General features: G+C 35.1%; 11 protein-coding genes. 5 read left to right on the plus strand and 6 right to left on the minus strand.

All coding sequences use genetic code 11. The features are described from left to right. Nucleotides 1-85: 85 nt before the first annotated feature. Nucleotides 86-1885 (minus strand): ATP-binding cassette domain-containing protein, encoded by a 1800-nt coding sequence (locus tag EA412_05180; protein TVR80305.1) that lies wholly within the window; start codon nucleotides 1883-1885, stop codon nucleotides 86-88. Between the two features lie 158 nt (nucleotides 1886-2043). On the opposite strand from EA412_05180, the gene EA412_05185 reads away from it, so the two are divergent. Beyond that, the gene (locus tag EA412_05185; protein ID TVR80306.1) at nucleotides 2044-2454 is read left to right on the plus strand and encodes a YjbQ family protein; all 411 of its coding nucleotides are present in this window, start codon (nucleotides 2044-2046) and stop codon (nucleotides 2452-2454) included. 66 nt (nucleotides 2455-2520) lie between these two features. Here the strand turns inward: EA412_05185 and EA412_05190 are convergent, their stop codons facing one another. The 5 genes from EA412_05190 to EA412_05210 form a co-directional block, all read right to left on the minus strand. After that, nucleotides 2521-2868 carry a 50S ribosomal protein L20 gene (locus EA412_05190; GenBank protein ID TVR80307.1) on the minus strand — a complete coding sequence of 116 codons (348 nt, stop codon included), beginning with the start codon at nucleotides 2866-2868 and terminating at the stop codon, nucleotides 2521-2523. A gap of 15 nt (nucleotides 2869-2883) precedes the next feature. Beyond that, a complete protein-coding gene (locus tag EA412_05195) occupies nucleotides 2884-3081 on the minus strand; it encodes a 50S ribosomal protein L35 (protein ID TVR80308.1) in 198 nt (65 codons plus the stop codon). 54 nt (nucleotides 3082-3135) lie between these two features. After that, on the minus strand, nucleotides 3136-3633 hold the full coding sequence (locus EA412_05200) for a translation initiation factor IF-3 (GenBank protein ID TVR80319.1): 498 nt from the start codon (nucleotides 3631-3633) through the stop codon (nucleotides 3136-3138). 78 nt (nucleotides 3634-3711) lie between these two features. Further along, entirely contained in the window at nucleotides 3712-5640 is a 1929-nt protein-coding gene (gene thrS, locus EA412_05205; protein TVR80309.1) for a threonine--tRNA ligase, read from the minus strand. A gap of 48 nt (nucleotides 5641-5688) precedes the next feature. After that, the gene (locus tag EA412_05210) at nucleotides 5689-6714 is read right to left on the minus strand and encodes a hypothetical protein (protein ID TVR80310.1); all 1026 of its coding nucleotides are present in this window, start codon (nucleotides 6712-6714) and stop codon (nucleotides 5689-5691) included. A 295-nt stretch (nucleotides 6715-7009) separates the two neighbouring features. Between EA412_05210 and EA412_05215 the strand changes: the two genes are divergently transcribed. The 4 genes from EA412_05215 (at nucleotide 7010) to EA412_05230 (ending at nucleotide 10775) form a co-directional block, all read left to right on the plus strand. Beyond that, nucleotides 7010-8167 carry a homogentisate 1,2-dioxygenase gene (locus tag EA412_05215; GenBank protein ID TVR80311.1) on the plus strand — a complete coding sequence of 386 codons (1158 nt, stop codon included), beginning with the start codon at nucleotides 7010-7012 and terminating at the stop codon, nucleotides 8165-8167. 13 nt (nucleotides 8168-8180) lie between these two features. Then, the gene (gene hppD / locus EA412_05220; GenBank protein ID TVR80312.1) at nucleotides 8181-9305 is read left to right on the plus strand and encodes a 4-hydroxyphenylpyruvate dioxygenase; all 1125 of its coding nucleotides are present in this window, start codon (nucleotides 8181-8183) and stop codon (nucleotides 9303-9305) included. Between the two features lie 106 nt (nucleotides 9306-9411). Beyond that, a complete protein-coding gene (gene prfB / locus EA412_05225) occupies nucleotides 9412-10422 on the plus strand; it encodes a peptide chain release factor 2 (protein ID TVR80313.1) in 1011 nt (336 codons plus the stop codon). A 2-nt stretch (nucleotides 10423-10424) separates the two neighbouring features. After that, the gene (locus tag EA412_05230; protein ID TVR80314.1) at nucleotides 10425-10775 is read left to right on the plus strand and encodes an arsenate reductase family protein; all 351 of its coding nucleotides are present in this window, start codon (nucleotides 10425-10427) and stop codon (nucleotides 10773-10775) included. Nucleotides 10776-11039 lie beyond the last annotated feature (264 nt).

The raw sequence follows: 11039 nt of genomic DNA on the forward strand, positions 1-11039 counted from the left end.
AACATAAAAAAAACTTCTCAAACAAATACGCTAAAGGATTTAGGGTTTCAAAATTACTGATGAGGCATCAAAAACGAAAAATTTATTAGTGTTCGGTAAATTGCAAATTCACCAAATGATTATATAAACCACTATCATTTTGAATCAATTCTGCATGTGAGCCTGACTCAACAATCTCGCCATTATTCAATACTATGATACGGTCAGACTTCATGATTGTAGAGAGCCTGTGAGCAATTATCAGGGTTGTTCTTCCAAGCATCAAAGCATCTAAGGCTTCCTGTACCATTCTTTCAGATTCAGCATCCAGCGAGCTGGTTGCTTCATCCAGGATAAGAAATTCCGGGTTTTTTAAAAAAGCTCTGCTAATGGCAATGCGTTGTTTTTGTCCTCCACTTAACTTTATACCTCTTTCACCAACCATGGTTTCAAAACCCTCCGGAAAAGAATTTATAAAATCTATAGCATTTGCTTTTGTAGCTGCCTGCTCAATCTCTTCCTGAGAGGCATTATTTTTACCATATAAAATATTCTCCCGAATACTACCTCCAAACAATTGAACTTCCTGAGGTACTAATCCTATCTTATCTCTTAACGCAGATAAAGTATAGTCTTCCATATTTTTACCATCAATTTCAATTTTTCCACTTAAAGGCTGGTAAAAATTCAAAAGTAATTGTACTATAGTAGATTTTCCGGCACCGCTAGGCCCTACAATAGCTATTTTACTATTTCGCTCAATTTCAAAATGAATATCACTTAAAACTTCAAGTTCAGGCCGAGATGGATAATTGAAACGGACATGATTAAAACGAACCGCAATATTATCGCTTTTCGAATTCTCTTCCATTTCAGTATCTGTTGACAAGTACTTTTCTTCCGGTTCATTAAGAATCTCTATTAAACGGTCAGTTGCACCTAAAGTCTTTTGGATTGTACCATAAATGTCTCCCATTCCACCGACAGCTCCACCAATAAAGGTAGTGTAAATGATAAAAGCCGTAAGCTCTCCAATAGTCATTGTATCACTTTGCACCAAAGAAGCTCCAAACCAAAGCACCAATACGATTGCTCCAAACAAAGCAAAAATCACAAAAGACACAAAAAATGCCCTGTAATTTGCAGTCTTCAGAGCTAAATCAACTACTTTATCTATACCGCTACTGTATCTGTTTGCCTCTAACTTTTCATTACTAAAAGCTTTAACTACTTGTATGCTTTGAAGAGATTCTTCGAGAGTTACATTAGCTGTAGCTAACTCGTCCTGTGTTTTTTTGGATAGTTTTCTGATAAAGCGCCCCAGTATCAATGCTGCTAAAACCAAAACCGGAAAAGTCGCCAACATTAAAAGTGTTAGCTGAACAGAAATAAAAAATATAAGTATAATCCCAACGATCAGAGTAATAACCTGCCTTAAAAATTCAGCCAGAGTAACAGAAAAAGTGGTTTGAACCTGAGAAATATCAGAAGTTAACCTGCTGGTTAATTCACCTACCCGGTTTTTTTCAAAAAAGTGAATGGGCAATCTCAAAATATGTTCAAATAAATCTTTTCTCAATTTACCCATAGCCCGTTCACTTACTTTGGCAAACAAAACAATTCTGAAATAAGAAAAAACGGCCTGAAAAACTAAAATTGCGACTAAGACAATTGCAATTTGATTGATATTATCCATCAACCAGGTATTCTCACCTGTTGCCGCATCTACAAGCTCTCCTGTTATATATGGAAATATTAAAGTAGTTGCTGATGATAAAAACAAGAATACCAGACCAACCACAAACAAACTCTTGTACGGTAAAATATATTGATAAATCCTGAGTGCTGTTTTAAGCGACTTTTTATTCGGCTTTTTTGGTGCCTCTTCCTGTTTTTTTTCACTCATAATTTAACTGAAATAATTCGAACTTTAGATATTGCAGAAATGCCAATACTTTTATCTTGATAACTGAATAACTCTTTTTTGCAAAAATACCTTTTATTACGACAAATTCATTTATCAACAAATTTTATTTAGCTTAGTTTACTATTAAAAAAAAGATTATGGTTAAACATTTTGAACTTAGATTACCGGCTTTTAAAAGAGGTTTTTATTTAATTACTTCCAACATATTTGATGCTGTTGATGAATGGCCTGAAAACGGATTCTTACATATTTTTATTCAGCACACCTCCGCAGGTTTAGCTATTAATGAAAATGCTGACCCAAGCGTTCGTGTTGATCTTGAAAACATCTTCAATAAATTAGTCCCGGAGAATCAGGCATACTATACACATACATCGGAAGGTCCGGATGATATGCCTGCACATGTAAAATCAATTTTTTGTGGTAGCTCACTAAGTATTCCAATAGTAAATAAAAGACCTGCACTGGGCACCTGGCAGGGAATCTATCTCTGTGAATTCCGAAATTACGGAGGTGCAAGGAAACTAATTGTATCTGTTTCTCAATAAAAAAAATTACCCCGAAAGTAAAAAACCTTTCGGGGTATAATCTGATATATTAGATTCAAAAAGTGCTTAAGCTTTTACTTCAGCAACTATTGATTTGAAAGCTTCCGGATCATTCATAGCTAAATCAGCTAATACTTTTCTGTTAATGTCAATTCCTTTTTTATCAAGTAATCCCATAAACTTTGAGTAGCTCATTCCTTCTTCTCTGGTAGCAGCGTTAATTCTGGTAATCCAAAGAGCTCTGAAAGAACGTTTTTTATTCTTCCTGTCTCTATAGCTATATTGAAGACCTTTCTCAACCGCATTTTTAGCGACTGTGTATACATTCTTTCTTCTTCCAAAATAACCTTTGGCCTGCTTTAAAATCTTTTTTCTCTTTGCTTTTGAAGCTGTATTGTTAACTGAACGTGGCATAAATTATTTTTTTGTCTAAGCCTTTAATAATAGTCTTTTGATATTAAACTCATTGGTTTCATGTACTAAACCGCTTTTAACCAATCTACTTTTTCTTTTCTTAGATTTTTTAGTTAAAATGTGATTATGGTAAGCATGCTTTCTCTTTACTTTCCCCGAGCCGGTAAGCTTAAATCTTTTTTTCGCACTCGAGTTCGTTTTCATCTTCGGCATTTCTTAAATTTTTTTGCAAAATTAATAAAAAGTATTGATTAAAAGAAAGGTTAACTATTTTTTCTGTTGTTTAGGAGCAACAAAAATTATCATTCTCTTTCCTTCTAACTTCGGCATTTGTTCTAAAATGCCATATTCTTCTATGTTCTTAACGAATTTTAATAATAACAATTCGCCTCTTTCCTTAAACAAAATAGTTCTTCCTTTGAACTGAATATAGGCTTTGACCTTCGCACCTTCTTTTAAGAAAGCTATAGCATGATTGGTTTTAAAATCTAAATCATGTTCATCGGTATTGGGAGTAAATCGAATTTCTTTAATAACTGTTTTTGCTGCTTTAGCTTTGATTTCTTTTTCTTTCTTCTTTTTATCATAAAGAAATTTGCTGTAATCAATCACTTTACAAACCGGTGGGTCTGCTTTAGGTGCAATTTCAACTAAATCTAAGCCTTGTTCATCAGCCAATTCTAAAGCCTCTTTCAATGAATACACTCCGGTTTCTAAATTTTCACCTACAACCCTGACCTTTTGGGCCCGAATGTCTTCATTTATCCTGTGTTCTGATTTCTTCTCAATCCTTTGCGGTCGTCTTCTACCTTTAAATCCTCCTTTCAAACTGTTTTGTTTTGGTTAATGATAATTTTCTATTTCTGTAAGTACTTGCTCTGCAAATTTTTCGAAATGCAATGAACCCTGATCGCCCTGTCCTTGTCTACGCACTGAAACTGTTTCGTTTTCCGCTTCTTTATCGCCTATTATCAGCATGTAAGGAGTTTTGGCCACCTCAGCATCTCTTATCTTCTTGCCGATTTTTTCACCTCTTACGTCAATAGAGGTGCGAATATCGTACTTTTTTAGGTAATTTAAAACTTTTTTACCATATTCTAAGCTTTTATCTGAGATTGGTAAAATAATAACTTGTTCAGGTGCTAACCAAACCGGAAACTTGCCTGCATAATGCTCAATTAGAAAACCTATGAACCTTTCGTGAGTGCCTAAAGGAGCTCTGTGAATTATAATAGGCGTTTCTTCTTCATTTTTTTCATTTTTGAAAGTCAGATTAAACCTGATTGGCTGTGAAAAATCAACCTGATTGGTTGCCAGGGTAAACTCTCTGCCTATAGCACTCCAAATTTGAACATCTATCTTAGGACCGTAAAAAGCTGCTTCATCAGCAACTTCCTTATAAGGGGTTTTGGTATCTTCCAGTACTTCCCGCACCATATCTTCTGTTTCTTTCCATAACTCCGGCATATCGACATACTTCTTGCCTAACTTTTCGGGGTCGTGAGTTGAAAACCTCATTATATATTTATCTATTCCAAATATTTTGAAATATTTCATATACATTTCATTAACGGCTCTAAATTCTGAAGCAAACTGGTCTTTTGAGCAGTAAATATGAGCATCATTCATTTGCAGACTTCTCACTCGCATAAGCCCGAAAAGCTCTCCGGATTTTTCATTTCTGTAACAAGTGCCATATTCTGATAGTCTCAAAGGCAAATCCCTGTAACTTCGTGGCAGTGCATCATAAATTTTGTGGTGGTGCGGGCAATTCATTGCTTTTAAGTAATAATTCACCCCATCAAATTCCATAGCCGGAAACATACTTTCTTTGTAATACGGTAAATGTCCACTTTTTATATACATGCTTTCTTTAGCAACATGAGGCGTTCTTACCATCTGATAACCGGCTTCTTTCTCGGTTTTTCCGGCCAGTTTTTCAAGACATTCAATTAAGACAGTTCCTTTTGGCATCCATAATGGCAGACCGGGCCCTACATCATCGTCAAATGTGAAAAGCTCCATTTCTTTGCCAATCTTTCTGTGATCTCTTTTTTTAGCTTCTTCAAGCATTAAAAGATATTCCTGAAGCTGATCTTTCTTAGGAAATGAAACTCCGTAAATTCTGGTTAGCTGTTTATTTTTCTCATCTCCCCTCCAATAAGCACCTGCAATTCCCGTAAGTTTAATCGCTTTTATAAGACCGGTATGAGGTATGTGCGGACCTCTGCATAAATCCGTAAAGCTTCCTTGCTCATAAAAAGTAATTTCACCGTCTTCCAGCTCCTGAAGCAATTCTACTTTGTAAGGGTCGCCCTTTTCAGTATAAAAATCTAATGCTTCCTTTTTGGGGATTTCTTTTCGGATATACTCTTTTTTCTGAGATGCCAGATCCGTCATTTTCTTTTCAATTCTTACTAAATCATCCGGACTTAAATGATGATCTCCCAGGTCAATATCATAATAAAATCCATTTTCAACCGGCGGTCCGATACCGAATTTTACTCCCGGAAATTCAGCTTCCAAAGCCTCCGCCATAAGGTGAGCCGTTGAATGCCAAAAAGTAGTTTTTCCGGCATCATCTTCCCACTTCAAAATTTCTAAATCCCCATCCTCTGTCAAAGGCCTCGTTAAATCAATAACTTTTTTATTAAACTTAGCAGCAAGTGCACTTTTAGCTAATCCCCTACTAATACTTTCCGCAATTTGAAGAGTGGTTATTCCACTTTCATATTCTTTTACATTTCCATCGGGAAATTTTATTTTAATCATTACATTAGTTGTTTTAATAGTATAATGTTGCTTTAAGAATTTTTAAAATTATCTGCCAATTCTATCAAGTCCTCTTGAAGCCAGCGCATGCTCCTCTAATCTCAGCGCTTGTCTGTAATAAAACTCGGCAGTTACAAAATCATTTTCGGCTTCTGCACATAAACCTCTCATATAATATGCATCAGCAAATGTAGGTGAAATATTTATAGCTATACCAAAATGTCTGTCAGCTTTTTCAAGAGAATCCTGTTGAAAGTAAATAAAACCTTTATTATAATATGCTCTTTCATGTCTGGAATCTATTTCAATAATCTGTTTATAGTAATCCATAGCTTTCTCAAAATCTTCTTTTCCCTGATAATATAAGGCTATTCCATACAAAGATTCGGTACTTTCAGGATCCACCCGCAATGCGTTTTGGAAATATCTGACTGTCAATGGATCTTGCTTTTCTCCAAAAAGTAAACCTAATTGTACATAAGCATGATAAAATTCAGGATCCTGCTCTACAGCAGTCTGAAAATTTGAAATTGCTTTATCTATTTCTCCGGTTTCTTTAAAAATCATAGCCTTCAGGAAATAAACATCCGGATTAAAAATATCTAATCTTAATGCTCTGTTTGCAAATCCCATTGCTTCTTCATACTGAGCAAAATAGTACATATACTTCCCCATAAAATACAAAGCATCATCTCTGTCAGGCTTTAGTTCATGTGCCTTTCTAAGGCTATTCATACTTCGGGTTATATCAAAGTTTTCAAAATAAATCTTACCCTGCTTCAGATGATAATCAGATTGCTCAGGGTCTTTTTCTATAGCTCTGTTTATATCAAACAATGCCTCTCCAAATTTCCTTAACTCATAGTATTCTTTACTTCTCAGATAATACAACTCGGCATTATCCGGATTTTCACGAATTTGCTGATTGAGCATGTTAATTCTGGGCGATGGAGCAGTGCCTGTCATTTCAGGCATTTCATCCTTTACCATAGGTTCTTTAACGTCCTGTTCTCCACAAGAAAGCATAAACATCAAAAAAATAAATGATAAAGTTTGTAAGGCTTTGTTTATCATATTGCAAATTTAAAATTTAATTATAAAATTCGTTGAAAAAAATGCTTGCTATATTTATAAGTTTTCTTCACAATAGAATAAACGCTATGCAATCGCTTTAATTTCACTTTTTTATTCTAAAAATCCCAAATCAAACGGTTTAGTGATTCTTTTCTGATAAACTAAAATTTTTCAATCGCACTATTTTTTATTATTTTTGTAAAAAGGGAAATGTTTCTGAAATATCAGATAATACAGAACTCAGGATTGAGTTTTTTAATCAGGAACTATTACAATTATCTTTTAAAATTCATTTATGCCTCATTATTATACACTGGGTAAAATTCCTCAAAAGAGACATACCCAATTTAGAAAAAAAGATGGAGAACTATATTCGGAAGAACTGGTTTCAACCGAAGGTTTTTCAAATGTATATTCAACCATTTATCATTGCCACCCTCCTACTTTAATTGAATCAATTGGTGAACCAAAAGATGTTACACCAAAATCAGTAAAAAGTGAAAACATTCACCACAGAAGTTTTGAAGGTTTTAATATTAATCCTGAAAATGATTTTTTAGAAAGCCGCAAAGTGGTACTGTTTAACAAAGATGTTCAGGTTAGCCTTGCAGCTCCTAAAAAAAGCATGACAGACTACTTTTACAAAAATGCATCTGCTGATGAAGTGATATTTATACATGAGGGAAAGGGAGTACTAAAAACAATTTACGGGCAGATTCCTTTTGAATATGGAGATTACCTGGTAATTCCCAGAGGAACCATTTATCAGATTCAATTTGAAAATGAAAATAATCGACTGCTGATAACTGAATCTTTCAGTCCGGTGGTTACACCCAAAAGATATAGAAACAATTTTGGCCAGTTACTGGAACACTCGCCATTTTGCGAGAGAGATTTCCGTAAACCCGAAAACTTAGAAACTTTTGACGAGAAAGGGCAATTCAAGATTTTCATAAATAAAAATAATTTCATCTATCCATTTGTATATGCCTCGCATCCTTTTGATGCTATTGGCTGGGATGGATTTTTATTCCCTTATGCTTTTTCCATTCACAATTTTGAGCCTATTACCGGCAGAATTCATCAACCACCACCGGTACATCAAACTTTTGAAGCCAGAAATTTTGTAATTTGTTCCTTCTGTCCAAGATTATACGATTATCACCCTAAAGCAATTCCTGCTCCTTACAATCACAGCAATGTGGATTCTGATGAGGTTTTATATTATGTAGACGGAGATTTTATGAGCAGAAAACATGTTACTAAAGGAATGATAACGCTACATCCAATGGGCATTCCTCACGGTCCGCATCCGGGTACAGTTGAAAAAAGTATAGGAAAAAAAGAAACCGGGGAGCTGGCAGTAATGATTGATACTTTCAATCCGTTACAAATAACAAAAGAAGCAATGAATATTGAAGACAAGGATTATTATAAGTCCTGGGTAAGTTAAAAAAAATAAGATTATGCAAACTCAATCGAAAACAAAAGAAAGTAAAACAGTAGATTTTTTACCTATTAACGGAACCGACTATGTGGAATTTTATGTAGGAAATGCAAAGCAATCCGCATATTTTTATCAGCATGCATTCGGCTTTAAGCTGGCTGCTTATGCAGGTCCGGAAACCGGGATTAAAGAAAAAGTATCCTATATGCTTGAGCAGGATAAGATAAGAATAGTTTTAACGACTTCTTTAATTCCTGATTCAACCATTTCTGAGCATGTAAAACAGCACGGAGACGGAGTGAAAGTTTTAGCATTGTGGGTAGATGATGCTGAACTGTCTTATAATGAGACTACAAAAAGAGGTGCAGAATCTGCTATACCTCCAGAATTAACTAAAGATGAAAATGGTTATGTAAAAACCGCTTCAATCAAAACTTATGGAGATACCATTCACACTTTTGTAGAAAGAAAAAACTATAAAGGGGTCTTTTTGCCCGGTTTTGAACCAATGGAAAACCCATATGCTCCGAAAGAAATCGGATTAAAATACATTGATCACTGTGTTGGAAATGTTGGATGGGGCGAAATGAATAAGTGGGTAACTTTTTATGAAGAGGTAATGGGATTTAAGCTTTTAATCACTTTTGATGATAAAGATATTTCTACGGACTATACTGCACTAATGTCAAAGGTTGTTTCCAATGGAAACGGATATATAAAATTCCCGATTAATGAGCCGGCAGAAGGCAAGAAAAAGTCTCAAATTGAAGAATATCTTGATTTTTATCACGGTGCCGGAGTTCAGCATATTGCTGTTGCCACAGATGATATTATAACGACTGTTTCTGAACTTCGTAAAAGAGGCATTGAATTTTTGGAAGTTCCCAAAACTTATTATGATGAATTACCGGGCAGAGTAGGTTCCATAGATGAAGAAATTAAGAAACTCAGCGAGCTGGGAATATTAGTTGACAGAGATGAGGAAGGTTATTTATTGCAGATTTTCACAAAGCCTGTACAGGATCGTCCAACTCTATTTTTTGAAATCATTCAAAGAAAAGGCGCGCAATCTTTTGGAAAAGGAAACTTTAAAGCTTTATTTGAAGCAATAGAAAGAGAGCAGGAAAGAAGAGGTAATTTATAATTCAATAAGAAAAATATAATGATAGCAGAAGATAGAATTAAAATCTATAAAGAGCGACTTGAGTCGTTAAGGAGGTATCTTTGACCTCGATAACAAAATATATAAAATGCAGGAAGGGCAAAGAGTTAGCCAGCAGGAAGGCTTTTGGGATGACCCTGATAAAGCTCAAAGCATTTTAAAAGAAATTCAATCTCATAAACTTTGGGTAACTGAATTTGAAAAAGTAAAGGAAAAAATAGATGAAGCAGATATATTGCAGGAGTTTCTAACCTCCGGCGAATCTTCTGAAACAGATGTCGATAAGGCTGTTGATATTGCTGAATCCTTTTTGGAAGAATTTGAGATGAAAACGACTCTCAGTAACAAAGAAGACTCTTTAAATGCTGTGTTGACAATTAATGCCGGAGCAGGAGGCACAGAGAGTTGTGACTGGGCAGCCATGCTCATGAGAATGTATATTATGTGGGGGGAGAAAAACGGATTTAAAATTCGGGAACTTGAAATGAATGATGGTGATGTAGCCGGAATTAAATCTGTTTCACTGGAATTTGAAGGCCCCTTTGCATACGGCTATCTTAAATGTGAAAATGGGGTGCACCGCTTAGTCCGAATTTCACCTTTTGATGCCAACAAAAAAAGACATACTTCTTTTGCTTCTGTTTTTGTTTACCCAATGGTTGATGAAAGTATAAAAATTCAAATCAATCATGCAGATATTGAATGGGACACGTTCCGGTCAAGCGGAGCGGGTGGGCAGCATGTCAACAAAGTTGAAACAGCGGTAAGAGTCAGGCACCTACCCTCAGGAATTGTAGTCGAATGTCAGCAGGAAAGGTCGCAGCACAAGAATCGTGAAAAGGCTCTTAAAATGTTAGAATCCCGCTTATTTGAGGTAGAATTAAGAAAACAAAACGAGGAGAAAGATAAAATTGAAGGTAATAAAATGAAAATTGAATGGGGATCTCAAATCCGTTCCTATGTTTTGCATCCTTACAAACTAATTAAAGATGCCCGTACTCAATATGAAACCGGAAATGTGGATGCTGTTTTAAATGGAGAAATCACCCCTTTTATTAAGGCATTTTTACTGCATGGTTCAAAAAAAGAAACTGAATAATTATGGCTAAATATACATTTTTGCACAATCCGAGATGTCGAAAAAGCAGAGAGGCCCTTGCTCTTGCTCTTGAAAATGGGATAAATCCTGAAATCAGAGAATATCTAAAAGACCCTTTGAATGCTAAGGAGGTAAATGAACTTTTAAACCAACTAAATCTTAAACCGGAGGATTTGGTGAGAAAAACAGAAAGTGATTTTAAGGAAAACTTCAAAGGTAAGTCGATAAAAGATGATGAATGGCCTGAAATATTTGCAAAATTCCCCAAGCTAATCGAAAGGCCCATTTTGATAAAAGATGGTAAAAAAGCGGTGATAGGCAGACCTCCGGAGAAAATACTTGATTTAATTTAACTCCTCCGGTTTAGAAATCCATTCAGATTCGTCAATATGAATTAACAATGTTTTGTTTCTGCTTTTAAAGCCTGAGATTCATTCAATTTTGATTTAGGTGTTTGAATATAGTGCCCCAAATCTGTCGCAGGTGTCCGCCTGTGACACGTACGGTTATGCAGGCAAAAAGGTTATATTGATATTGAATTATTAGAGTAGTTTTTTGAACAATTATTTAAATTGATTAGATTTACATGTTCATTGATTAACTGGATTTTTTTTATA

The organism is Chitinophagaceae bacterium, assembly GCA_007695095.1.
Lineage (GTDB): Bacteria > Bacteroidota > Bacteroidia > Chitinophagales > REEL01 > REEL01.